General features: G+C 63.4%; 15 protein-coding genes and 1 pseudogene. 7 read left to right on the top strand and 9 right to left on the bottom strand.

Annotated elements, in window-relative coordinates; all coding sequences use genetic code 11:
• The first annotated feature begins 516 nt into the window (after nt 1–516).
• From ACFWUR_RS18075 to ACFWUR_RS18050, 6 genes and pseudogenes are all read left to right on the top strand, one after another.
• Nucleotides 517–1,221, top strand: a complete 705-nt coding sequence (locus ACFWUR_RS18075; RefSeq protein WP_378908237.1) for an ATP-grasp domain-containing protein — start codon at nt 517–519, stop codon at nt 1,219–1,221.
• Between the two features lie 493 nt (nt 1,222–1,714).
• Entirely contained in the window at nt 1,715–2,107 is a 393-nt protein-coding gene (locus ACFWUR_RS18070) for a VOC family protein (protein WP_378908236.1), read from the top strand.
• Nucleotides 2,108–2,361: 254 nt separating this feature from the next.
• Nucleotides 2,362–2,829, top strand: a complete 468-nt coding sequence (locus ACFWUR_RS18065) for a tyrosine-type recombinase/integrase (protein ID WP_378908235.1) — start codon at nt 2,362–2,364, stop codon at nt 2,827–2,829.
• An 888-nt stretch (nt 2,830–3,717) separates the two neighbouring features.
• Entirely contained in the window at nt 3,718–4,134 is a 417-nt protein-coding gene (locus ACFWUR_RS18060; protein ID WP_378908234.1) for a hypothetical protein, read from the top strand.
• Between the two features lie 37 nt (nt 4,135–4,171).
• Nucleotides 4,172–4,474 (top strand): YncE family protein, encoded by a 303-nt coding sequence (locus ACFWUR_RS18055; protein ID WP_378908233.1) that lies wholly within the window; start codon nt 4,172–4,174, stop codon nt 4,472–4,474.
• Between the two features lie 119 nt (nt 4,475–4,593).
• A pseudogene (locus tag ACFWUR_RS18050) lies at nt 4,594–4,944 on the top strand (Lsr2 family protein).
• Between the two features lie 568 nt (nt 4,945–5,512).
• Here ACFWUR_RS18050 and ACFWUR_RS18045 read toward each other — a convergent pair.
• The 3 genes from ACFWUR_RS18045 to ACFWUR_RS18035 all read right to left on the bottom strand — a co-directional run bounded on the left by ACFWUR_RS18045 (nt 5,513) and on the right by ACFWUR_RS18035 (nt 7,507).
• Nucleotides 5,513–5,758, bottom strand: coding sequence for a CsbD family protein (locus ACFWUR_RS18045; RefSeq protein WP_358072573.1), 246 nt, complete (start codon nt 5,756–5,758; stop codon nt 5,513–5,515).
• 675 nt (nt 5,759–6,433) lie between these two features.
• Nucleotides 6,434–7,090 (bottom strand): nitroreductase family protein, encoded by a 657-nt coding sequence (locus tag ACFWUR_RS18040; protein WP_378908231.1) that lies wholly within the window; start codon nt 7,088–7,090, stop codon nt 6,434–6,436.
• 39 nt (nt 7,091–7,129) lie between these two features.
• Entirely contained in the window at nt 7,130–7,507 is a 378-nt protein-coding gene (locus ACFWUR_RS18035; RefSeq protein WP_378908230.1) for a hypothetical protein, read from the bottom strand.
• Between ACFWUR_RS18035 and ACFWUR_RS18030 the strand changes: the two genes are divergently transcribed.
• Nucleotides 7,507–9,123: a phosphatase PAP2 family protein gene (locus ACFWUR_RS18030; protein ID WP_378908229.1), complete on the top strand. Its 1,617-nt coding sequence runs from the start codon at nt 7,507–7,509 to the stop codon at nt 9,121–9,123. The two genes, ACFWUR_RS18035 and ACFWUR_RS18030, sit on opposite strands and share 1 nt — an antisense overlap.
• A gap of 116 nt (nt 9,124–9,239) precedes the next feature.
• Here the strand turns inward: ACFWUR_RS18030 and ACFWUR_RS18025 are convergent, their stop codons facing one another.
• From ACFWUR_RS18025 to ACFWUR_RS18000, 6 genes are all read right to left on the bottom strand, one after another.
• Complete coding sequence (locus ACFWUR_RS18025) at nt 9,240–9,533, bottom strand: hypothetical protein (RefSeq protein WP_378908228.1); 294 nt, start codon at nt 9,531–9,533, stop codon at nt 9,240–9,242.
• A gap of 210 nt (nt 9,534–9,743) precedes the next feature.
• The gene (locus ACFWUR_RS18020; protein WP_378908227.1) at nt 9,744–12,098 is read right to left on the bottom strand and encodes a sensor histidine kinase; all 2,355 of its coding nucleotides are present in this window, start codon (nt 12,096–12,098) and stop codon (nt 9,744–9,746) included.
• Entirely contained in the window at nt 12,095–15,355 is a 3,261-nt protein-coding gene (locus ACFWUR_RS18015; protein ID WP_378908226.1) for a hypothetical protein, read from the bottom strand. The genes ACFWUR_RS18020 and ACFWUR_RS18015 overlap by 4 nt, the downstream gene beginning before the upstream one ends.
• Nucleotides 15,352–19,014 (bottom strand): AAA domain-containing protein, encoded by a 3,663-nt coding sequence (locus ACFWUR_RS18010; RefSeq protein WP_378908224.1) that lies wholly within the window; start codon nt 19,012–19,014, stop codon nt 15,352–15,354. The genes ACFWUR_RS18015 and ACFWUR_RS18010 overlap by 4 nt, the downstream gene beginning before the upstream one ends.
• Nucleotides 19,011–23,225, bottom strand: a complete 4,215-nt coding sequence (locus tag ACFWUR_RS18005) for an NACHT and WD repeat domain-containing protein (protein ID WP_378908223.1) — start codon at nt 23,223–23,225, stop codon at nt 19,011–19,013. Before ACFWUR_RS18005 ends, ACFWUR_RS18010 begins: the two co-directional genes overlap by 4 nt.
• The gene (locus tag ACFWUR_RS18000; protein WP_378908222.1) at nt 23,212–24,546 is read right to left on the bottom strand and encodes a hypothetical protein; all 1,335 of its coding nucleotides are present in this window, start codon (nt 24,544–24,546) and stop codon (nt 23,212–23,214) included. Before ACFWUR_RS18000 ends, ACFWUR_RS18005 begins: the two co-directional genes overlap by 14 nt.
• Nucleotides 24,547–24,838: the final 292 nt, after the last annotated feature.

The raw sequence follows: 24,838 nt of genomic DNA, 5'->3' as shown, positions 1-24,838 counted from the left end.
CTGAAGAGCGGAAGGTCGCCGGTTCGATCCCACCCCCGGCCACCGCATCCCGTCTGCCAAAACATCTGGTAGGCGGGATTCTTCATATCCATGGCTGCTGATGGCATGTGCCTGTCGGTGACCCTTTTACCGTCGACTTCCGACGCTTGAGGCACGCCGGGGACACGGCCGAATCCTGGTTTTGGCCCTGTGCTGGGTTGGGTTGCGCACACCAGGGGCTAGCTCACCGCCTGCCCGATACGGCCTGCCGTTCACGCGCAGAGGCTCGCAGGTCAAGAGTTGCTCAGCAATCAGCGAAGCTCACGCCATCGGCGTCCATGGCCGAATCTTCTGCTCCCGGACCGACTCGACCTGAATACTGTTGGCAGCCAACACCTTAACGCTCTCCGTCTATTCAGTCGCTGGACGCTACCGTTTGTCCTACTGTGCTGACGGTGCCGACTTTGATCCTGTCCCCTCGATTCACCAACGACTCCGTCCTCATGCGGGGGGGCAGCCGTACGTGCAGGTTGGCAGGTGCTGCGTTTGTCCGGATGGCGTATACCGCCGGACACGGTGGCCGGACCGGCGGTGATCTACGGCGAAGTGCTGTTCGCCGAAGCCGTGGCCGGACAACTCGGCCTCGCACTTCTCGACGTCCCGGAGGACTGGCTGCCCGGACTGCCCCCAAGGTTCCTGCGTCGTGAACTGCGCGTGTCGACTCTGGCTGCGGCGCGAGCTCATCCCGGGCCCGTCTTTGTCAAACCCGCCGACGGACGGAAGGGGTTCGCCGGGCAGTTGTACCAGGCAGGTGCGGGGCTCCCGTCCCATGACGCGTGCCCGGATGACACGCCTGTGTATATCGCTGAGCCGGTGACCTGGCAGGTCGAGGTCCGCTGCTTCGTTCTGGATGGTCGTGTGCTGACATGCTCGCCCTACCTTCGTGAGGGGAGCTACACGAACGGCGATTTGGTCGCTGACCCTCGAGGAGCGATCCGACGCCGAGACATGCGTCGAGCAATTGCTTGCCGTGGCACCCGCCCCACCGGCCAGGTTATCGATGTCGGCCTCATCGAAGGACGCGGTTGGGCGGTCGTCGAAGCCAATAGCGCATTCGGAGCGGGCGTATACGGATGCGACCCGGAGCGCGTTCTCGAGGTGCTCGCCCGCGCCTGCGTGCCCCGCCACGAACTCGGCGAGTCCGACGCTACCTGGGCGTTGCCGCCTGTCCGGCTCGAATGATCCACGACCGGCGGAGAGAGGGGATCCGACGGGCTGTGCGAACCATTGGTCACCATGTTGATGATGAACACCGTTCCTGGCGTTTGTGCTGGCGGGAAGGTTACGACTCAGTGGGCCTGACCTGGGGTTTCCGGGTTGCAACGTTGACTGAATTGGGCACCGATTGGCGGCACTGCGTACTCACTGCGTACCGAAGCTGCGGGACTGACACCCCGCAGCTTTGTCGTGTCCGGGGTCGGCATGGCCGAGGTGTGACACCTGCCCGACACCCCTGCGACTTCACTCCCCCGGCTTCCTCATACTGGCCATCCCTGAACTGAGGGAGGTCGTGTCAAGGGCGCTATTTCCCTTGACTCGGCCGAGTGAGGTCGGACAATCGTGCCATGAGGAGCCAACTCGACTCACGGGTTTCCCACCAGCCTCACCGCGGTAACCGGATGTCGAATTGATCGCGCCCGCGACCGGGTGCTTGACGCGGCAGTAGCCTTGCGACATGACGATCTCGCAGAGCTTCGTAAATATCTGTAGCGACCAACTTTCGACGACGCGAGACTTCTATGTAGATCTATTGGGCTTTCAAGTCAGCTTCGACAGCGACTGGTTCGTGCAACTGCGCGCGAACGACTCCGGGGCAACCATCGGCATCATGGCGCGCAACCACGAACTGGTACCCGAACAGGCCCGTGGCGCGGCGTCGGGTTCCTACATCACGATCGTGGTCGACGATGTGGAATCGGTCTTCGCACGGGCTAAAGACCTGTCCGTACCCATCGCCGAGGAACCGAAAGATCTGTTCTACGGCCAACGGCGGATGCTGGTCATCGACCCCAACGGTGTCCTGGTCGATGTGTCCAGCCCAACCGCACCACCGCCCACCGACCTTTGAGGAACCACCGGCCCGCGGCCTAGTCAATACTGCAATCCTCTGACCTGCGTATTTGGTTCTCGTCGTCCAAGCGGTGATGTACCGATTTCCGTTCAGCAATTCGTCGTACCTGGTGAGCGGCTTGGTGATCGGGACCCATGCCGCGGGTTCCGGGTGGACTGGTGACGGTGGGGTGACCATCTACGCGGGTTCGGCAGCCAGGGCCTTATGAGGCAATCGAGCGAAGCTCGTGCGGCAGCACCGTCTGGGAGTCGGTGAGCTGGTGGCCGTCGATCGGGGCATATGCCGGCCGAATCGGGCTCGGGAATTCCGTTCAGCAATCCGCGGCCTGGCTCTCGTTTGCTTTGTCCACTGCTCGGAGTCGATGCTGTGGTGAGCTTTCCGGAGCTCCGGCGGCGCGCACGCGCCTTGATGACAAGGGAACCAAGGGCAACCGACGCCGCTACGTGCCACTGATCGAGGAAGTTCGGCAACTCGTCCTCGACCGCATTGCCGTCATCGGCGAAGACAACACCGATGCCCGCTTGTTCGTCGGCCCGCGCGGTGGACGGATCGCTACCGGCGTTCTTCGCGATGCGACCCACTGGGACGAAGTGGTCACCAAACTCGGCTACGAACACCTGCGGCGCCACGACCTCCGCCACACCGGACTCACCTGGATGACCGATGCCGGCGTGAGCCTGCACCTGCTCCAGAAGATCGCGGGCCATGCTGACAGTTGAACAACTGAGCGATACCTCCACCCGGATCGGCGGGAGGTCACCGAGGCGGGCGACAAGCTCTCGAACCACCTTCGGTCCCGTTCTGGTCCCGCTCTACGTGTTGTGGGCTAACAGCAAAACCCTCTCCGACCGTGGTCAGAGAGGGTTTTCTTCTGTCGGGCTGACAGGATTTGAACCTGCGACCACTTGGCGCGCGATCCAGTTGTCCAGACCCTACCCATCAGTGCCCAATAGTACTCAGCGCCAAGCTTTTTCACGGAACGACCGTTCTCAACGATTCCTATGGATTCGCGTTGATTCCGGTCAAAAGTGTGGGGTTTCTGTGGGGCGCTATCCGAGCCGCACCCATGGCGTGGCATGGACTCGTCGATGTTCAGGCGTGCGCTGGGGCCGCCCAGATCGGTCTTCACCCAGCCCGGTGCTATGAGCGGCAACGTGCGCGGGTCGTCAACGTGCCGCGCGGCGAAGCTGAGCATCAGCTGGTTCGGGGCGGGCTTGCTGGCCCGGTGCTCCCTGGTCGGGAAGGCCACCACGGAAGATCTGGCGGGGCGGCCGGCGAGGGGCTCGAGCCGAACGGGCTCTTCGCGGTACTCGTGCTGCGGCGGTTCGCCGACCCCACACTGCCGGTACCACCCCGAATCGCGGACCCGCGGTGAGGCTTTCGTGGACCGCCCTTCCGATCGCCAGCGGTGACATCTCGACGATCGCGCCTCGGCAGCTGCGTCGCCCGCTCGGATCGGGGTATTCCACGGAGTGAAGGGCGGTGACGCCGGGTCGCTGTGCACCGTGGCATCACGATCGGCGGTCCGCTCATCGGCTCGACTCGCACGCGGCCCGCGGGCGGGCGGCACCACACGTATACCGGTGTAACCGGATTCGGAGACTGTCATGATTGTTTTCCTCGGCCTGGTCCTGCTCATCGCCGCGGTGGTGATCGGCACGGCGGGCGTGCTGAGCAACAGCGGACCCGCCCACACGCTCAGCGACGACTTCAGCCTGCTCGGCTACCACATCACCGCAACGTCGGGCACGTTGTTCCTGTGGGCAGTCGTGCTCGGAGCCCTCGGCATGCTCGGCCTGGTCCTGCTCACCGCCGGCGCGCACCGTTCGTCGCAGCGCCTGCGTCAGACCAAGGCCGATCTTCGGCTCGCCCGTCGCACCGGCACGGGCGGGCGGACCTTCCGTCCTTCGGCCGAACCGAAGGAGAAGGGGACCGTGCTCGCGAAGACACCGCGTAGTGCGAGCGCACGCCGCACCTGGCGACATCCCTTCGGTGACCGCTCCGCCGACGCCGTGACGCACTGACCCGACCGCACGGAATCGTCATCGACACATTGCCTACGTGGCCAACCGCGAGACCGGTAGCGTCCACGCGATCGACATCCGTTCCCGGACACTGACAGCCACCGTGAAGGTCGGTCGCGATGCGGCACATCTTGCACTCGATACCGCGTCGAACACCGCACACGTCGCCAATCGAGAAGACCACACCATCTCGATGATCGACACCACGTCGAACACGGTCGTCGCAACGGTTGATGTCGGCGGCAAGCCGCACGGCATTGCCGTTGATCCACGCACACAGAATGTGTATGTGACCAACTCGGAACGAAGCACGGTCATCGTACTCGCGGGGCGCCGGTAACTGCGTTGCCCCCGAGCCGTCTCTTGGGGATGAGAGTCCAGTATGCCCCGATTGGGATGCTCCGTGCTGGCTACGACGATAGGTAGACGCCCTCCGTACTCGAACGAAATTGGATCCCTATGGCACGCGAAGTCATTGTCAGCCTTGTTGATGACTTCGATGGCACTTCCGACGCCGACGAGACCGTCACCTTCGGAATCGACTGAGTCACCTACGAAATCGACCTGTCCGATACCAACGCCACCAAGTTGCGCGACACGTTCGACCAGTGGCTCCCTTACGCCCGCCGAGTCGGCCGCGCCATGACATCCACCGGCCGACTCGCCGCGAAAACTTTTGCGAGCGCACCGATTCGGCGCAACGATCTTGCTGACATTCGTGCATGGGTCAGCAAGAACGGTCACACAGTGTCGACCCGCGGACCGAGCTCGACCGAAGTTATCGCCGCCTACGAGGCTGCGTCTGCGTAGAGCAGAAGGTTGGTCTTTTTCGGCCACCCGGACCAGCCCCGGTTGACGCGACCTCCCGATTTCGCAACGCCGCCGCAGACACCCTCTCCACATCCACACCCGCAATGGCCTCGTGCGCACGCACGATCTCGAGCTACGTCTGTGCAGCGGCCAGCAACCTCTGATCACTCTCGGCGCCTACGTGCTGCAAATCCTCGAGTAGCACAGCACACGGGGCGGCCGAATTGAGTTGGTGCTCTGGCGATTCCATGGTCAATGGACCAGCATGGCTCGAAACCAGATCCTTCGGTTTCCGGTAGGCATCGGCCATCGCTTGACCAGCGGTATCGGACACCCCGCCACTGCGCCTACCGCGACCGCCGCAGCCACGACTCCAGGCACCGACCCTCAGACTCGCCACACCCATGACCGGCGCAGCTCTGACATTCTGACCCCGAATGAGGCTGCTAGCGTCGACCATTCGGGAGGATGAAGGCCCCCGTCACTACTCTCGGCAGGACACGCATACACGGTGGGAGGGGCTCGGACGAATTCGTCCGAGCCCCTCCCACCGTGTCAGCAGCCCAAATCAGCGGTCGCGCTGATGCGCTGCTTGGCGCGCCTCATCGATATCGGCTTCAGCGCGTGCTTTCTCCGCGGCGGCTTCCTTGCTGGCAGCCTCGCGCTGGGACTCGGCCTTGTCCTGCTGGGCCCGACCCTCTTCTTTGAGGTTGTCGTCGCTGGTAAGCGCACCGGCGGCTTCTTTGGCCTTGCCCTTGACGTCTTCGACGACGCCTTCGACGCCTTCGCGAACTCCGTTACCGTGCTCGGGCATAGTTTGACCTCTCGTCGCAAGGATGAACTGTCGTTTCCGGCATACCCCGACTCCTCCGAACCAACCAGGGTCGAATTCGGCCGCACGCTTCGCGTGATGGGCGCCGTCGGTCGTTACCCCCGCGGTCGCGCCTTCTCGATGTCCGGTCATGCGCGCGGGCGGTCACTGCGTATCCGAGGAGCGCTGCCACGAGCCGCGCACTACCTCAGGACCACCACGGCCGCTGAGCTCGGCCTCGACATGCAAAGGCCTCGACCTCCAAGAAAGCTTGGTGTAGGCGTGGATGCGCACGAGCACGGCGTCGCAGAGGTCGAGGGGGCGTGGACCGATCGAGCCTGGCTCGAGCCCCGCCACCGAAGTCAACAGCGTCGAGGTCAACGCCGCCGCAGTAGCTGACTGCGGCCCGGTACGGTGACGACCTCTCCCCAATCCTCAGCGTCGGCTTCGGTCACCGGACTCTGCGATCAACCTGAAGGCATGCTCTCGGCGGAGATCGATTCGAAGGGTTCGGCGACACCATCGAGCACACAGCCGAACAGTGTCAGATCAGCGGACCGAGACCGCAAGAGTGAACGTGTTGCGCAGTCCAGAAAGACAGACCTATCTACCCGCCGCTGCCAAGTAGATCTTCTCGACCGCCGGCGTAGATGAAGCCGCGGGCGAATCGGCTCAGCACTACCATTTGTTGACGTGCAGTACTGTGGCGAGCGGGGCGCGTTTGGCGAGCTTGAAGTCGGTGCCCTTCGTGTAGGCAACAGGCAAGAGCACGCCCTGCCGAATACTCGGGGGAACTCCCAGCGCCTCGGCGACCTCTCGTTCGTACTCCAGATGCAGTGAGGTCCACGCAGACCCGAGGCCGCGCTCACGCAGTGCGAGCGCGAAGCTCCAGGCGGCGGGGAGCAGCGAACCCCACAGACCGGCCTGGTTCCCCTCCGGCATCTGCCCACCCGGGACATGGATCGCACCGATCACCAGCACCGGTACCTGCTCCATCACCTCCGCCAGATAGGTCGCACTCGAAGCCACCTTCTCCGCGGTATCGGCGTCTTTCGGCGGCTTCGCCTGCCGCACAGCCGCACCCGCCGCAGCGTAGGCGGTGTAGGACTTGCGGTAGTACTCCGCCACGATCTTCTTGGGCTCGGGATCGGTCAGCACGATCCAATGCCAGCCTTGCAGGTTACTGCCCGACGGCGCCTGGAGCGCCACCTCCAATGCGTCGGTGACCACCTCCAGCGGCACCGGCCGATCCAGGTCGAGACGTTTGCGCACCGACCGGGTCGTGGTCAGTACCTCGTCAGCGGACAGGTCGAGATGCGGGAACTCGACAGTCATACGTTCTCCCATCTTGCGTTCGGTATCAGGATCGCCCCGTCATCCTGTCACGGGCATCGCCATCCCCCAGCACACCACGAATCCGACTGCCCATCCCGTTGCGGGCTCGGCGATCCGGCTGTTATCAGAAATGCGGCCCGAGGGGCAGAGAATGAGCGTGCCCCGCGATCCCCGCTCCCACCCTGCCGGCCCTGGCACGAAGAAATCGCTGTTCACCGATGCGATCAGCTCCGCAGGCCAGATCTTGCCCACGACCGCGGCGCGCGCGGGGATCGCGCTGGTGATTTCTCGATTGATTGCGACCGCCTGTAACGGGAAACCGTGAACAACAACGGTATCCGGCAACCGGAGTTCACTGGTGGCCTGTCGCGGTTCTCGCTGGTCGGTGACGCCGCATGATCGCAGGAGGTGTTGCATTGTCTGTCGACCAACGCGACGAGGAAGTCGCGACGGGCGCTGACAGCTCCGTCGTCGCGCATCACAGCGAGGCCGAGGCCGCCGAACGATTCGCTGTCCGCAGTGCCGCGGCGTTACTCGGCGCTCTGGGCATCGGTATCGGGTTCGGGGTGCTCACCGCACTGGTCCGGACGCGGTGGGAACCGATGCAGACCGCGGATCAAACGGTCACCGACCACCTGGTCGCCGTGGTGGCGGATAACAAGGCCCTGCAAAGCATGGTCACCGGCATCACCGAACTCGGAGCGACCAGCACGCTGGTTGTGGTGCTGACCGTCGCCACCATCTGGCTGCTGCTGCGTCGTCTCCCCCGACTTGCCGTCTACGTGGTGCTCACCGCCGCGGGTGGCCTGATCCTCAACCCGGTCGTCAAAGAGCTTGTCGCACGGTTACGTCCGGTGGTGGACGAACCCGTCTACACCACGGACGGTTGGAGCTTTCCCAGCGGACACGCGATGAGTTCACTGGTGTGTTACGGCGTCGTGCTGCTGGTCTTCACGCCCACCTGGCAGGCGGGCGCACGCCGCGCGGCGACCGTGTTCGCGGTGGGGATCGTGATCGCCATCGGGGTGAGCCGGATAGCGCTCGGCGTGCACTACCTCACCGATGTCCTCGGTGGCTGGTTGCTCGGCACATTGTGGCTCGTACTGGCAACTGTCGCCTTTCACCGATGGCGTCGCGACGCCCGGATCGACAGCACCGGCCCCTTACCCGGCGACGTCGCCCCGGCCGAGGAAGACGACTTGCGACCGGTTCCGGTCCAGCATCCGCCCACGCTGCCGCACCCATGGCGAGGGATCGGCGAGCTCGCGGTCGCGTGGGTGCTGCTCGTCGGTGGGCTGGTGGGAATCGGCATGCTGGTGCGCACCTTGGACACCGACACCGCTGTCCTGGGGTGGGATCACCGCGTCGTGGCGATGCTCGCCGAGCACCGTAATTCCACGCTCACGTCGATCCTCGGTGTATTCGGCGAGATCGGAAATACCATCGCGATCATCACGGTCGCTCTGATCGTCGCAGCACTCGCGGTGGGCATCGCGCGCAGTTGGCGACCGGTGTTGTTCCTCGGCACGGCGCTACTGGGCGAGATCACGCTATTCCTCACCACCGCTGCGATCGTCGACCGGGACCGGCCCCGGGTCGCACACCTCAATCCCGACCTTCCCCCCACGGCCAGTTTCCCTTCCGGGCACGTCGCCGCCGCACTGACGCTCTACGCCGGCACCGCCGCGCTGGTGTGGGCCACCACACGCCGATGGCAGTACCGGGTCTTCGCAGCCGCGGCACTCCTGATTCCGGCGCTGGTAGCGGCGCAGCGACTCTATGCCGGAGCCCACCACCCCACCGACATCATCGGCTCGATCCTGCTGTCCTCGATATGGATAGCGATCGTCTGGTGGGTCGTGCGACCCGTCTCGACCGGCGATAGGTCGGCACTCCCCAGGCTCGGCCTGCCCGGCGCAGTACATCCGCGAGCTGATCGTCGGCCGAATCGACCAGGCCCACCCCGACCAGCGCACGGTGACGCTGACGATGCTCTCGCGCCTGCACGACCTGCTGGGCTCGAGCGTCGATGAGATGCAGCGCATCACTCCTGAGCCCTTCCGCATCGTCGACGGAGCGCTCGCCGTGCCGCAGCGTCCCGGCTCGGCGTGGAATTGGACGAGGAACGCATCGGATCGGCCCACGAGCTCTACCTGAGTACCGCGCTACGTGCTGCTCGCCAGCGGCGCCCTCGCCGAAACGGCACCATGGATACAAAGTGAAAATGACGACCCGCACGCGAATGGTGCAGCGCTGCTTCCCAAACTCCCAGCCGCTCAAGCGCTCCCGAGTTCCAGGCATTCGCATTTGCGAACTGGCGCTTCACTTGGTGCGCTTCGACAATACCGTCGGCACGACGGATCACGAACTCGGCGCCATCGCGAAGATCACCCAGCGGTTCGATTTTCATCCATTCCGCTTGCCCCTGAATCACATCCAGCATCCTAGCTACGATCCACGCAGCTTCGTAGCTGTTGCCGATCTTATCCGCTTCACCGCCGGGCCTCGGGCTCACCGCACTCCTGACTTCGAAAGACCTAAATACCAGCACCGCAGCACAGAAAGACTAGCGCTGAATCCGTTGGCGAGCGGCCCCGCTGGGTGTGACGGGACCCCATGGCTCGGTCCACCTGCCGACTGAACGTGATTTTCCTCAGCCGGCGGGGAGCACTACGCGTATCCGGGCGCCGGACAACACAGGATGGTTTTGGGGCCCGGAGTCCAGGAAAAGGTCGCCGTCGACTGATTGCGCAAGCTGGCGGACCTGGTAGAGCCCATTCCCGCGGCCGGGACCTCGTGTTCCCACCCCCTTGCGAAGAAAGCGGTACGCACTTTCTGTTTCACGGCCGAACCCAGGGCCGCTGTCACGCACAGTTAGGATGACATCCCCCTCCTCAGCGCGCGCCGAAACGGAAATGGTGCCCCGGCCGGTGCTGTCGCGCACTGCTTCTGCCGCGTTGTCGACGAGTTCGAACACGACGAATGCGAGCAATTCTGCTGTGACCGCGACTGTCAGCCCTGATGCGTTGTCCACCACAAGATGGAGATCACTATGGGTGGCGACGAAGTCGCTTCGCATTGCCTGCAATACCGCGTCGATATCTGTTCGTCCTGTGAGGCGTGGATGCACATCGACAATTCCTGCAGTTTGCGCGTGCATACGGTCCCAGACGGCCATGCGGGTGATGGCGGCGACGGTTGGGTCGTCGACCAATCGTAGATACTCCTCGCGGGCGGGGCTGAGCGCATGTCGATGCTGAACCCACCTATCGAGTCGGAGGCTATCGGCGTCGACCGCGATCGATCGCTTGAGAACCTCCCTCTGGGCCTCCTCAAGCTTGGCGGGCGCCAGATCGCGCAACGCGACGAGCGCTCCACAAGATCGGAACCGAATTGCACCATCCGGCTCGTTGTTCAACAGCCACAGTGTCTCCAGTTCGTTCCATCCCGCACGCACCGCGTCGGCAGCTACCTCATCGTCGCGTTGGGCTGCGGCATCGGACGCGCGGCTCATTCCTTCGGCCTGCGCTGTGTAGGCGGCCCAGAATGCGAGTACGGCCTGAGGAGACCGACTGATCGGCGTCAGAATCGTCGCTGCCACGCGATCCCTGTTTCCACCGTCGCGGGCCCAGATTCCGATGCCCGCTGCTATCGGCAACCCGCGGTTCTCCCGCTGCAAAAGGTAGTCGAGCAGTTGGACGGTCAACCCGGAATCCAGTCCGGTTTGATAGGCGATCATGTCGGCAGCGACAGTGTCCCCGATTCCCGCGAGGTCCAATAGCCAGCACAGAGTCGAGAACCGATCACCTTCATTGTTTCCCCAGATCTTTTCCAGTCGTACGGGGCTGTCGGCCGACAAGGCTGCTATCGGCCATTGCCGCGCGGCCAGGCGGAGTACCGAGACCGACCGATATTGCGCGGGTTGCGCGACCAGCAGCAGCAAGTCGCGCAGCGTGATCGTCGCGACAGCGGTTCGCCCCACTGCCCTCGACTTCACGAGATCAGGTCCGAGTGCAATGTACGGTGTCGCGGTGACCAACTCGTCTGGAACGTGCGTCGTTCCGCGCTCAGCGACGTAGACCTCGATTGTGCCGCCGGGATGGAAACGGCGCGTCTGCGGGTGGTCGAAAAGATTGTGCAAAGTCGCCAAGGAGCCGCCTGCTACCGGATGAACGACGATAGCATCCCGGTCCGCGCCGAGAAGGCTGTTGAACGCGATGGCTACTTCCGAACTTGCACCCGCAATGTCGTCCCACAGCCGCTGGCAGGCTTCGACCGTGTCATTGGCCGCCGTGTCGCGTCGGTTGAGGCGTTCGAATCGCATCGGGCGACGTTGTGGCGCATCGGTGTACCAGCGCAGTACCTCTTCTGCTGGGTCAGTCCACTCCCACCGGGACAGGCGTGGCGCAGCCTCCGGACCTGTCGGTGCCGCACCGCTGTCGAGCATCCTTTGTGCGGCACGAAGGTGTCCGGCATCGATCAATGCTGTGTAGACCTGCCTTTCGGCAGGCTGAGACGCTTCGATGGCGTGCAGAGCTCGGAGCTCGGTGCGGCGACTATCGATATCCGTCAACAGCTGGTCTTCGAGCTTCCGAAGGTCGCGTTCGACCTTTGACCAATCCGACCCGCAGACGTCCATCCAGCAGTCGATGTTGCACACGAATGACACCCCTGCGTGCTCAGCGCGTTCCGACAGCGCCCGTAGGCGCACCTCGAGTTCGCCGCGGCGATCTTCCTGAGCGTCGTGAATGCACTTTCGAAGTCGTGTGGCGTCGTCGGTGAACCCCGGGCACTCCTCGACCATCCTGGATGCGACCTCGAACCTCCCCGCAGCCACCAATTCATCGAAGACTGCCGGTTCGTCCTGACCGGCGATGAGCCCGGCGAGCACTGCGTCCACAGCGGTCGTGCTGGCAGAATCAGGCGACTCTGTGAGCACGATCAGCAACTCCACGAAGCGGAACCGGCCCGGCCAGACTGCTAACACACTGATCGGCAACTGAGTCATCGGCGTACTTTCGCCCAGGTCGCCAACGGCTGGAGTCGATCCAGCAAGGCGAGTACCGGATACGCATGTGGGCGGGGTATTGCATTGGCGTCGGTATAGAGCGCATCCCTCGTATCGAGGACCAGGTTCGCCAATTCCGAATACGGCGCAAGGAGCAGGTCGTGGCGTGCTGCGGTTTCTGATCGGGGACCGGAATCGAGCAGCATCCGGGTCTGGAGCACGATGCTTTCGATGCTCCTTGCGAACGCCAGTTGCCGCGACCACTCCATCGGCTCCGCGCCGATAGCGGCTATCTCGTCGTCGAGATAGCCGCGCACGTCTTTCGGGAGCTCCGACGCCGAGAGTTTGCGTTCCGAGTCAGCACTCAGAGAAGCAGATTCGATCATCGTCAGCAACCCGTCGGGTTCGAATAACCTGCGATGCAGTGCCACGCCGACCGAAAAGCTGAACCGATTCAACCGCTTGATCTTGTCGATTTCGGAAGCGATCGTCTCCCATCGTGCTCGGGCATTCAGCCAGTTTCTCGAGCTGGTCAACAGCGGCAGAGCTTCCGATAGTGGAACCCTCGACCATGTACTCGCGGCCACACGGGCGGTGTGGTCTGCGACTGTCCGCCAAGAATCCGGCAGCGATTCCTGGAGAATCTCGGTCGCACCGGGTCCGTTGTGGCCAGACCACAGCAGAGTCTCCGCTAGTGCACCAGCCACACCGCCGATCTGTTCGTTCGGCTCCTGAAAGGACAACTCCAGCGCCGCATTGTCGAGTTCGGCACCGACCGGGACCTCCAACGCGGCTGCCGCGACCCATGCGTGCGGCGCAAACGGGGAATCCCGATCATGTCGGATTGCGCCCGCTAGCACCGCGGCCTCGACAAACGCTCCGCGCGCCCAGGCGTCCTCCAGCAGCCACCGCGTCCAGGTGATCCGTTCTGACGAGCCGGGCTCGGCAATTCTGACGAATGCCGCTGCCGCCGCCCGAAGTTCGTCGGACGGCACCCCCGATTCCCGCCAGGCGTCGAGCAGGGTCCACGGCTGATCGAGCTCGGCTATCCGCGCCCCGACCACATGGCCGAACCGGCCCGAAGCCTTGTGCCGCAGCGCATCGGCGCGGACGAGCAGCGCTGCTGACCGGCCGTTCGTCCGTGTGCCGACTGGGCTGGACTCATCCGTATCTCCGGCGGGCCGTTCGTTTCTGAACCCGCATCCGACAGCGCCGGCGATCTCGGCGGGAAAGGCATGTGATGTGATTCGCAGACCGAATCCGTTCGTTCCGCGCGAATGTGCATTTGCGCGGGTGATCGAGGCCCCCAACGGTACGAAGCATCCGATCACTGCTACGTCGTCGGCGCACACCACATTTGCTGCCGGTTGTCTACTGAGAATCCGAGGAGCGGTGGTGTATTTCTCGGAGCCGAGGCCGCAGATCGAGGGGCGTCCCGTGGATCGGTGGTCCGGTCCGTAGACGACTTGAACGGCGGCACCCGCGCGGAGCCGTTCGCGCAACACACCGAGCAGAGCTCCGCCACCGTCGCCGAAATCGGACGAGATGACGATGTCGCGCTCGGCGGCGTGAAGCGCCTCCCACATCGCGTCGTACTGTGTACCGCCTGAGAGGAATTCGGCCACCGATCCGCTGCTGTAGCGTCGGCGCAGCTCATCGCCCATGATCGTGCAGCATTCCGCCCACTTCTGTGCCCAGAGTTTCAGCGCCGGATGATCGGCGTCGGATCCGAGTCCTGGTGGGTGCAAAGTGCTGGTCGTGGAGGTCGCATGCGTTCGCGCGTGCTGTGCGGGCTGGAAGTCCTCCGCGCGCATCAGCATCCGCCTGCCCAACAACCCCGGTAGCCGGTCGGACGCCCAACGCAGCATCTCGGTGACTGCCGCCGGTTCTCTCGGCCCATCCGAGCCCGGGCTGATCACCACGCCAACGTCGCTCGCCTGTCCGGCTAGGTCCATCGTCATGACGCTGCGATAGCTGACAAGGGCATGGGTGTTGTCCTTGATCACAGCACACGCGCTGCTCTCTGCGCTCTTGGTCGCGGAGTAGAGCACAGGACCGCCTCGACGTTGGGCGAGTTCCACCAGGGCATTACTGACCGGGACGTCGAGTGCGGCTCCCGCTCGACGTCCCCAGACGAGAACCAGGCGGATGCCTCGGTCCACAGTCTCTCGCAGCAACGGCAACAGAGGATGCAGTGTGCTGTACCTGACCTCGGGGACCAGGAATACGACCTGCGTTCGGGCCGTGCGTAGCAACTCCTCTATCTGCCATGCGAAACCGGCGGCACGGTGCACTGGTGTCACTTCCGCGCGTGCCCGGTCCAAGACATCAATCCGTTCAGACAGCCGACTGAGTAGCCTGGTCAAGACCCTTTGTTGCGTGTCAGCTGAATTGACCTCGATGTCCGCGAGTTCGTGCACCACCGACCGCATAGCTGCCAGCGTCCGTTCTGCGCTGACCGCCTCGGTGCGGTCCATCCTCGCGTTGGCTGTCAATGACTGTACGAACGGCAACTCTGGCGGTTGTTCGAGGACTAGGTCGGCAAGATAGTTGCTCAGTCGCCATACTGCGGTGTGGCCCCACAACAGGTCGTTGCGAATAGTCGTGTGCAGCCGACCGGACTCCGAGTCGAGCCGGACGTCCGCGATCTCGTGAACCCACAGGTCCTTCGCAGGCTCGCGCAGTATCGGATTGCCGAAACCCACGCGCAGGATGTTGCGACGACCTGCCCAGCGTCGCTCACTCCGAAACGCTCGCTGTACGGCCCGGAGGAGCTCGGTCGGCGGTAGATCACGTTCCTCTGAGCCCGATACCCGAGGCAGAATCAAACTGCCCTCATGCGGTCGGGAATCACCCTGGTCTACGCTGAAGATGCGGCCGGTGATCGGCTCGAACAGAAACAATCTTCGCTGTCGGGTGACCGAAGCATCCTGGAGTGTTTGGTGCTTGGTGAGGCGCTCCAGCGCATGTTCGGCGAGGTTCAGCCGACCTCCGCTGTCGAAGTCGATGCAGATATAGCCTTTACTCCACAACGTATGCAGCACGTTGATCATGACCCGGTGCGGCACGGCGAACAGAGCCGACAGGCTTGTGGCATCGTGATGTTGAGGGTATTCGTCACCGTTCACTTGTGCCCGTGGCACCAACAAGGCCCGCGCGACCAACTCCTCGAGGCTGGTGAAGTCCGCCTCGTGGCCCACATCGACTGTCAGGATCACCTGCCGGCACGGGATCGCCAGTTCGACAACGCCGTTCACAGCCACTCCAGATCATCGATCCCGACCACAGCACCGTATCGTTCGATGGTCGAGACGATAGTGGTCCAGCACTCGCCGCCGTACTCCGCAAAGTGCTCCAGGTCACCGACCAGCACCAGCAACCGCTGCGCCCGGGACAACAGTACGTTGGCAACCTCCGGCTGACCCACGTGCCCGACATTCGACATCACCGTCGCTCCGCGCGCGGGTCCGGTGCGTACTAGTGATACCACTACTCGATCAGCCTGTCGCCCCTGGAACGAGTGCACCGTGTGCACTCGTCCGGCCAGTTCGCCCATGCGCCGTAGAGCAAGTACTTGGGAGACATAGGGTGTCAGGACAACCAGGCTGTTCTCGCCCTCGGCGCCGGCGGGCAGTGATTGTGGACGGATCGTTTCGACGAGCTTGGCGACCAGTTCGACTTCGCCTGGATTGCTCCAGCGTGGTATCTGCCGATGAGTCTCCGCTCCCTTCGTGTCGATCCACACCAGCGGACGCTCACAGAGCTCGGTCGGTGAGGTGATTCTGTGTGACGGATTCCATCCAGGCTTCGTACCGGTGGTGAGGAAGCTCATGGGCAGATCGTCCGCATCCTCCTGCGGTGGTGTTAGCGGGTAGAAAGACCGCCCAACCGGCTCTGCGATATCTGGATGCATACGGAACTGCTTGGTCAAGCTGTCCCATGGTCGCCGCGCGAGCTGGTCCGGCGACAGCGGTTCGGTCTCGCGCTCGAAGAAGGTGCGGAACAGGTTGAGTGTTTCCAAGCGCATCGCCTTCTGCTGAAAATGGGCTTTGACCGGAGAATCGTCGGAGGCTGTCGACAGACCATCGAGAAAATTCTCGACGTCATGTGCGCGATGCGCCCCGAGCTGGCGATGATCTCCGATCAGCGTCCACCGTGTGCCGAGGGTCAACGGGACGATGAGTTCCGTAGGCCACGCCTTGGCAGCCTCCTCGACGATCACCCAATCGAAGTGCTCCCCGGAACTCGGCACATCACTCCGCAGCTTCGCTGCCATCGAACACGTAGCCAGCACCACGTTCGCTCCGGCAATGATGCGATCGGACAACTCGATCCGGTCATCCCGAACGATCTGGGCCCATTGTTTGGCAAGCCGCAACTCCTCCGGCGACCACGACTCCTCGGCAGAGATCGATCCGTCCATCCGCGCGGCTATTTCGCGTTCGATATCGGCGACCGTGCGGTGAGTGAGGCGTTCGATCACATGCGGCACGAGATCCTCGTGGATCCTTCGGCGGCCAGCGGTGGCTGCCGAAGGATCTGTCCCTGCGCCTTCTGGGTCGGTATCCAGACTGTCGGATGTCCAGCGCAGCACAAGTGTGTGTTTCGGGAGCTTCTTGATCAGCTCGAGGCCGAGGTGGTCCAGCGCGAAGTTGGCCTGTGCGGTGACCAGGACCCGTCTTCCTGGATCTGCCGTCAGGTACCGAAGTAGAGCCTCCGACGCGACCATGGTCTTGCCCGTGCCTGGTGGCCCCTGAAGAGCGTAGAAGGGCTGTAGTGCAAGCATCTTGCCTATCACAGTCTCCGCGTTTCCCTGCAGCGTCTCCGGCGGTCCGGAGTAGTTCCTTCCACGGCTGAAGTCGATGGACGTGGGATTGCGTAGCGCGCGGATCAATGCGGTCTTGTTCTCCAGATCGATCAGCGCTCGGGCTTGTCGTCGCAACTGCGGGGCGGTTCCGCTGTCGGAGGTTGCGCGTATCCAGCCATGTGCAGGTATCCGGTCACCGCCAAGCGTCGACACCTCGATCTCGGTCGCGCTGCGTCGGCGGACAAAGTCGACCACGATGGTGGCCCGGCGAAAGTCCGGCCTGCGCCCGCTACGTGAAATCTCCAGCTGAACGATAGGTTTGTCCCCAGGGTCGAGCTGATCGAAGAAGTCGCCGAACATCGGCCGTCGGCGATGGTCAATGGCGAAGTAGGTCAACATCGGCGAACCGTGTCGACGGAGATCGTCACGTGCGGAGTCGAATTCGATCACAACCGTTCCGCGTTCCGCCGAGTCGATTCTATGGAAGGCATAGCAGCGTGCCACCGTCTCGGTCTGCTGATATTCCAGGAGGAACCGAAGTGATTGTACGAACTCGAAATCGGCTGGGTGCTTACGCTTGGTCGAGGTGACTCCGTCGAACATTGACTTCCAGGAAGGATGGCCGGTGCGATCCTTGTGAATCGGTGTGCGAAGCCGGAAGGGGATCAGCTCGAATGAGCTCACTCTTCGCCGAGGTCGCTTGCCGATGAGATCTCGGGCGAACGGGCGATCGGCGAGAAATCTGATCACCAGGATTCGGTCGTCGACGATCTCCTGCTCGCCGATCCACTCCTTGAGGGGAGCGCAGAACCACACTGCCTGCGCACCGATGAGGACCCACTGGGCATCTTCCAGTGCAGTATCGCCACTATAACGGGGCGGAACGTAGCCGATCGCCCCGGTCGGGCAATGCACCAATTCCGTTCCTGCCAGTTCCTTCCCCAAGAACGTCGCGAGTTCGGCTCGGCCGGCGGCCTCCGTCGGTGGGTGCGCGATCCAATGCCGCTCGGTATAGAGCGTTTCGACGGACAGGTCTGGCATGAAGGCGATCAGGTACGGTGCCGGGAGCGTAGTCTCGTCACGTTCGCTGAACATTTCCCAGTTCTTGGCTATGGCGGTCGCTGCGTCGAACGAAGTTGTGCGGGTGACGGGATCGCTGTCGAGCATCGACACCAGCAGCGTTGTGAGGGCCCGCGGTAAGTTGCCCTGGCTGGTCAGGCGGGACCGCATCTCGCGGTGCATCCGGGCAAGGGCATCAGCGATGTCCGAGCCTGTCGCCGCAGCCATGGCGGCATACGGTTGGGGGAGTAGCTCCGGTATCGGGCCGACGAACAGTTCCCATCCGAGAACACCCAATCCGAAGACATCGGTTGTCACCCACTCGTGCCTACCGTCGGCTCGGCTGTCGAAGAGGTAGGTGTGCAATTCTGGTGCAAAGTACAGGTAGTGCCGTGCACGCTCCAGGTTCGGCGGTGGTTGTAAGTACAACTCCCGCAGACGTTCTCGTTCCCGTTGCTCGCGATAGCTACCCCGGCGGAGAATGTCGCCGATTAGAGTGCTCATCTCGAAACCGCACAGGCGCAGAGCGCGGTCGCCATCGTCCGGATGATACGAGCGCAACGAGGCAATAGTCAGATTCCGATGCAGCACCTGCGCGCCGTTCAATTCACTCAGCGCATCTATGAGGAGACTGAATTGTTCCCAGGCTGCGGCTGGATTCGTGCGCGCCCATTCGATGGTCTCGTCGAGATTCACTGGCTCGCCAGGATAGTCCGTCAGCGTGAATGCTATACGTTCGGAGACGTCGAAAGCGCCGTTCTCGATCCGGGGGAGGGCGGGATGGTCCAACGCGTCCAGCCGCATCAGACTGTGCAGACCGTATTCCCAAAGATCCCCGGCGAAACCTTCAACTCCGTCGAACAACTGGAGCTCGTACCGACCCAGCTCGTCTCCTTTGCGGATGAGCTGGGCCCGCACCATTGTGTCTGCCGCCACAATGGTCGGACCGCCGATCATGTCGAACCCGCCGTACGGCGCGGACTTCCGACAGAAGAGCCGATTGATGAGAGCCTTGTACTGTTCATGTTGGCTGATCGCCTCAGATGTCATAAGTTCTCCTTGTTCAACCAGGCCGGATTCCAACGGAGTGCGACAGTGCCGTCCGATGTCGCGACGGCCAAGTCATTGCCGAGTACCACCATCGACAGCACTGGGGAGCCCAGCGGAATATAATGTTTCGGCTCGGGCGCAATCGGATCCCAGACACACACCATTCCGTCGTCGGTTCCCGCGACCAACAGATCGCCCCCGCCGCTGGGCAGTACCGCCAGGGCGACGATCCATTCCTGGAGGCCGTCCAGGGCGGAGCCGGATCGTTGCCACGTTTCGGTATTCCAGGTGAGGACGCACTCGCGATCCGCTGCTGCGAGGAGTTTCGTTCCGTCTCGGCCTGTCAGGAACGTGAGGCTACGCACTGGATAACCGAAGCCGGTCAGTCGCGGCGCGATAGCTTTCGGGGTCCACGGGTCCCATACGGCAACCGTATGATCGTCGCCGCCAACGGCCAAGATTGCGCGCCCCGCCTGGTCGTGCCCCGCGGCCACCGTGCGAACGCGTCCGTTGTGAGCGGCGAACGATGGCCGGGCCTCGCGCCCGGTCGACGCATCCCATAGGTGGGCCACGCCGTCGTCGTCACAGGCGACAACGACAGTGACTCCCCCTCCGTTGTCAAAAGATGCTGTTGCACAGATCGACTCGGTACGGGCAAGGCACGAAATCCTGACGTCCGCCAGATCTGACAGCCACAACGCTGATTCCGTTCCGATCACAAATTTCGTGCCGAGCGCGGACGACGCATGTAGCGCGCAGATCGGCTCATCGAGCATCGGCCGTGGCCGCGAGAGCTCCTCCCCGCTTGTCGCATCGAACAGGGTGATCCCGGCCGCGATGCCTGTGACGAGGACTGTTCCCGCACTCGAGGCTACTGCGGCAAGCATCGTGGGGTGGCCACCCGATGCGGTTGTCACAGGGCGATCAAGCTGACCATTCCCGACGGGGTCCCATACTCGTACGGTGCGATCGAGCCCTCCGGTGGCCAGTTCGACGCGGCCGTCCGAGTGGCTGACCGCCACGATCGAGGTGATCTCACCCGCGTGCCCTGTGAGCGGAGCGCCGACCGTATCGCCGGTGCTGGTATCCCACAGCCTGATAACGCCGTCAGCTCCGGCGGCGGCGAGCAACGAGCGGTCGGAGTATCTCAGCACGGTCAAGACACGCACGAGCGGCGCCGAGAGCGGCTGCCCGATCTGCCTGGAGTCCTTGTCCCACAATCGAACTGTCGAGTCCTTACCAGCGGTCGCGATTCTGAGCCCGCCATCTCGGTCCGAAAATACGGCTACGGTCGAGAACGGGATCGGACACCGCCAGCGGAGCGGAGCGTCGGTTCCGTCGTGGCGCCAAATATTCACAAAGAGGTCGGCTCCAGCCGAGACCAGCCGAAGCACTCCGGTGGGGTCGACCCAGGTGTGCAGGGCGGACACCGCAGCACCGTCGTGATTCGGCGGGCGGGCGGAGGTCGGTGTACTTGAATCCAGGCTCCACAAACGGATTCGACCGTTCCACCCGCCGCTGGCCAGAAGTATCGGCTGATCATCTTCGGCGATCAAGCACAGCGCTGAGATGTTCTCCTTGACCGGAAATGGGGCACACATCGGTTGACGGGTCGCGTAGTTCCACACATGGACCACCATGTCCGCGCCGAAACTTGCCACCGCGCCTCCCGCTGGCGTTCCGCACGCTGCCAGAGCGGTGATGGCCCCGGCGTGGGGCACGGGTGCCTGTGCGGCGAGATTGCCGGTGAGCGGATCCCACACCCGTACCAGTCCATCGCTGCTCCCGGTGGCGAGCAGCGTGCCGGAGCCGGACGGGAATGCCGCCAGCGTCCTGACTTGGCCGGGATGGGCGTTCAGTGTGAGGTGCAGCGAGTGGTGAGCCAAATGTGCCCAGCGGACACTCCAGACCTGATCCTCGGTGTAATGCGTGGCCGGAGGAACTCCGGTCGTGCGTGCGGATCCGAGTTCGCGTAGGCCGGCGCGGTTCGAATCGGTATCAACGGCCAAGTGGGCCGTCGCGATCGTGCCGGTTACTGCCGGAGGAAGCGCGTATGTATCGCCGTCTCTCATGGCGTAGAAGGCGACGGCCCTAGCATCCAGCCGATCGAGCACATCGAGGTGCTCGGCCACCAGGTCCCAACCCTTTCCTCCCAAGGCTGCGAGGTGAGCTGGGAGATGCCGCACAAGATAGGGATTGAGATCCGAACCCGCCTGTGTCGCGACTGTCAACAGCGCCTTCGCCGCGTTCTCCGCAGGGGCTGTCGAGACTGCAGATGCTTGCAGGGCCTCACGAAGCGCCTGATTGGCCAGCCGATACACACTCTGGCCGTCTTCGACATCGAGCAAGATGTAGGGGGCGGCAGCCGAGCGCGCCGCCGATATGTCAGCGCCGGTGACTTTTTCGCCGTACAGCGCTGTCGCCGACGCAGCCCAGATCTGCCCCGCCATCGGCAGACCTCTCCCCTGGGCGACAGCGAGGGCCTCCAACGCGCAGCGCGCTTTCGGAATCCGGTCGGTCAATCGGTCGACGGTGGCGCGAAACAGGCGCTCGTAGTCTGAAGACAGCAGCTCGACGAGCTCGTCTGTCCGTTTCTCGGAAAGTATCTCCCGGTCGGACAAGATGGCGTGCGCAGCCAGATTCGCGTCGAGGAAGGTGCGTAGTCCTGCGGTGTGTCCGGCCTGCACGGACCGAACGAGCCCGAGCACCTTTCCGACGTCGGCCTCGGCGACGCCCGCACCGGCCATCCGCCGCTCCAGGTATTCGGCGATAAGCTCGTTCGAGGAGGCGATGACGAGATCGCAAACATGCGGGTGACCCAACCCGAGTTGGCGTAGCAGAGTCGGATCACCGGCGGACTGCTGTGGACGTGACTCCGGTGTTCGAACACCCACCACGACGCGTACGCCGCGGAGCGAACCGATCTCGTTCAACAGCGCGGCCACCCCCATCGGTTCGGCGGCTTCATCGAGAGCATCTGCCAGGACGGTGAATCCGGCAGCCAGACCCACCTCGCCCAACGCGGAGACGATGTCGTGGCGCGGTTGCTCCGGGACAGCTCCTGGCGCGGAAATCCCCAGGTCATCGACGAGACTCGAGATGACTTCCGCCACGGTCATTCCAGCGAGATGGACCGACGCGTCGATTGTCGGCGGACGTCCGGACCTCGGCCATAGTCCGCTGGAGAATCCAGCTTTGTCCAGCACTCCAGCCAGCTCTGGGCGGGAATGCAGCAACAGGTTCCCCAATACCGCTGATTTCCCGACGCCGCGCGGGCCTGTGACAGCCAGGACTCCATGATTGGAGCCGGCCAGCCAGGTCGCAATCTCGGCTCGTTCGTGGTCGCGGCCGACGAAATGCCAAGCGACCTCACCGAGATCGGCGTTGCTGCCCATGCGTGCGAACGTGATCCGCTGCGGTGCGGGTAGGCCTTCAACGATCCGGGTGAGCTCGGCGAAGGCCTCGACCGAGGTCTGTAAACCTGGCAATCGAGTTGGTCGGACGATCGGGTGGCTGCGCGCAAGCGTGAACTTATCGACCAGACCCGGTACGAGCGACTCCTCGAACCGAGTGTGGAGGTCCGCGAGGCGAATGACAGTATCGGTCGGCTGCAGCTCGTCGATCCACTCCGCCAGCGCTCGCCGGAACCGAGCAAGGTATCCGCTGCTCTGGTCGCCACCGGAGCCGAGCAATAGAATCCCTTCGAGACCCCGCGTCTTGCGCAATTCGAGACCAACCTCGGATATGAACGCGGCCGCTGAGCATGCCTCGACCACGACGATGACCCAGTCGCGCCGATCACGTCGTCGGGCATATTCGCGGCGAATGTGCCACGCCACGATGGCGGGCTGTAGATCGAGGTCCTCACGCTCACCCCTCGCACCGCTGACGATCAGCGACGCGGAATCCGCGTTGGACGGTCCGTGTCCGATCCAGACGAGAACTGAACTTCGCCCGCTCGCCCGCCCTGACCACTCTTGCAATCGGTGGACGGTGGCCGAGAGGTCTCGCAGTCCTCCTCTCGGTTCCCATACGTGACCCTCGCCACCGAGCTGGTTCAGCAGCTCCGCGATAGCGGATGCCTCGGTATCGGCATCGAATTCCGGGTACCGCTGGGTGTCTCGGTATTCGCCGTGTGGCAGCAAAACGACATCGAATCGGTTCGAGCGGTCGTCCGATGCGGTGCTAGGGGTCGGGTTAATCGCTGTCATCGATATCGAGCCGATCGACCATCACCAATTGTGTGACCGGTTCGGCGCCACCGCTGACCGCAACTCGGTACAGTCCCGGCCGGTGGATGGTGACAGTGTCTACCACCTGGTCGTCGTGGTCTCGCTGGTAGAGCGTCGGCCGCGCTACTGTTTCGTCGTAACTGCCAGTGTTCTCGACACGACAGCTCACGCGGTCGGGTTCGGTGACGTCTGTGGCGACGATGTCGAACGGTTCGCCGACGGGAACGAATTCAGGGACGACTAGGCCGAGTTCGGCTTGACCGAGGACGAATTCGCGCTCCGGGACATGTGTGAGCAAGCCATAGGCCGCGTCGACCACCGTCTTCGATCGGCCCAGCGACTGATGTTGCTGGACGACGGTGTTCTCCTCGGTACCGGGAAAATCGCCAGCGTACCGGTAGACCGTGCCGTCACCCTTGTGGTTGTCCGCGATCGGGCGTTTCGTCCGGGGGTCAGTGACCACCGCGCCGTCGGGACCTAGACGGACTCGGAAGTTCATCGGCAGAACTGTTCCGTCGACCATGCGTAGGCTCTGCGAAGTCTCTTGCCCGGTGCCGACGAACCGCCGGTGCCCGACCATGGTGGTGTCGGCGAGTCGCCGGAATCTCTCGAAAGATTCCTTCGAGAGGTCGGCGTCGCCACCGATGGCGGTAACGTCGCTGACTGTCAATGCGGAGAGGCCATCGCGTCCTTGCAGGCATCGGTAGGTTGGCAGAAGATCGTGTAGTCCCGGAAGGGTTCTGGCCAGTTCGCCGACATGGTTGCGCGACAGAAGCCCCGGTGCGCCCCGTCCGGAGTTGAGCATCTCCGTCGTCTTGACAGCGCCCTGGAATGGTGTGCCGAAGGTCAGGGTGGCTCGTACGTCGTCGGACGCCCCGGATATTCCTGCCATCGCCCAGCACAGCAGGCCTCCCATGGAGTGGGCCAACATGACCAGCTGGGCATCCCGCGCGTCAGGGTCCGCCTGTCGTGCCTTGTCGTAGGCTGGGTGCTTTCGCCAGGCCGCCAGATGGTCATTCGCGGCACGTGCCAGCAGGGTGGCATTGTGATCGACGGAAAGCCGCCAATCATAGGCGAATTCCATGATGGCATCGGGGTGGGCGACTGCGGTCCGCAATCCGTCTACGAGATCCCGGTACGGCTCCTGCCCTCGTAGGAAGGGCGCCCACGCAGGTGCCTCCAGCAGGCCGCAAGCCTTGATCCGTCCGGTGCGCCCCTCGCGCTCCGCGTCGGTGACATGCAGTGCTCGCAAACCTCGTCGATGTCGCCACCTCAACGAGTACTGAACCACCTGTTCCATGCCCCATACCCAGCAGTTGTTCTCTGTGTCGTACAGGCGGCTTCCCATGATTCCGGGAACCAGTACGACCGCGTCGTAGCACACACTGCGGCGGATCAGTGGGTAGCTGGTACCCCCCTGTGACTCCATCACTCAACGGTAGCGGACTCGGACGGAGGTCTTCTGGTTTCCAAAGGCCCGGTTTGCGGATATCAGGATCGAGTCTTCTTGCTTTGGCCGGGCCAGCCATGTTGCCCGAGAATGATTTCGGGCGGTTTCCGATCAGCTTCTCTGTGGGTCCGGGGGGACTCGA

This window comes from Nocardia sp. NPDC058633, assembly GCF_042717045.1.
In the GTDB taxonomy this organism is placed as follows: domain Bacteria; phylum Actinomycetota; class Actinomycetes; order Mycobacteriales; family Mycobacteriaceae; genus Nocardia.
This window is presented reverse-complemented; position numbering and strand designations above follow the sequence as displayed.

Coding starts and splice junctions, on each gene's coding strand:
- ACFWUR_RS18045 (WP_358072573.1), bottom strand. CDS start 5,758: ATGCCCGAGCACGGTAACGGAGTTCGCGAAGGCGTCGAAGGCGTCGTC.
- ACFWUR_RS18000 (WP_378908222.1), bottom strand. CDS start 24,546: ATGGAACAGGTGGTTCAGTACTCGTTGAGGTGGCGACATCGACGAGGT.
- ACFWUR_RS18070 (WP_378908236.1), top strand. CDS start 1,715: ATGACGATCTCGCAGAGCTTCGTAAATATCTGTAGCGACCAACTTTCG.
- ACFWUR_RS18035 (WP_378908230.1), bottom strand. CDS start 7,507: ATGCAACACCTCCTGCGATCATGCGGCGTCACCGACCAGCGAGAACCG.
- ACFWUR_RS18040 (WP_378908231.1), bottom strand. CDS start 7,090: ATGACTGTCGAGTTCCCGCATCTCGACCTGTCCGCTGACGAGGTACTG.
- ACFWUR_RS18005 (WP_378908223.1), bottom strand. CDS start 23,225: ATGACAGCGATTAACCCGACCCCTAGCACCGCATCGGACGACCGCTCG.
- ACFWUR_RS18025 (WP_378908228.1), bottom strand. CDS start 9,533: ATGCTGGATGTGATTCAGGGGCAAGCGGAATGGATGAAAATCGAACCG.
- ACFWUR_RS18060 (WP_378908234.1), top strand. CDS start 3,718: ATGATTGTTTTCCTCGGCCTGGTCCTGCTCATCGCCGCGGTGGTGATC.
- ACFWUR_RS18020 (WP_378908227.1), bottom strand. CDS start 12,098: ATGACTCAGTTGCCGATCAGTGTGTTAGCAGTCTGGCCGGGCCGGTTC.
- ACFWUR_RS18010 (WP_378908224.1), bottom strand. CDS start 19,014: ATGACATCTGAGGCGATCAGCCAACATGAACAGTACAAGGCTCTCATC.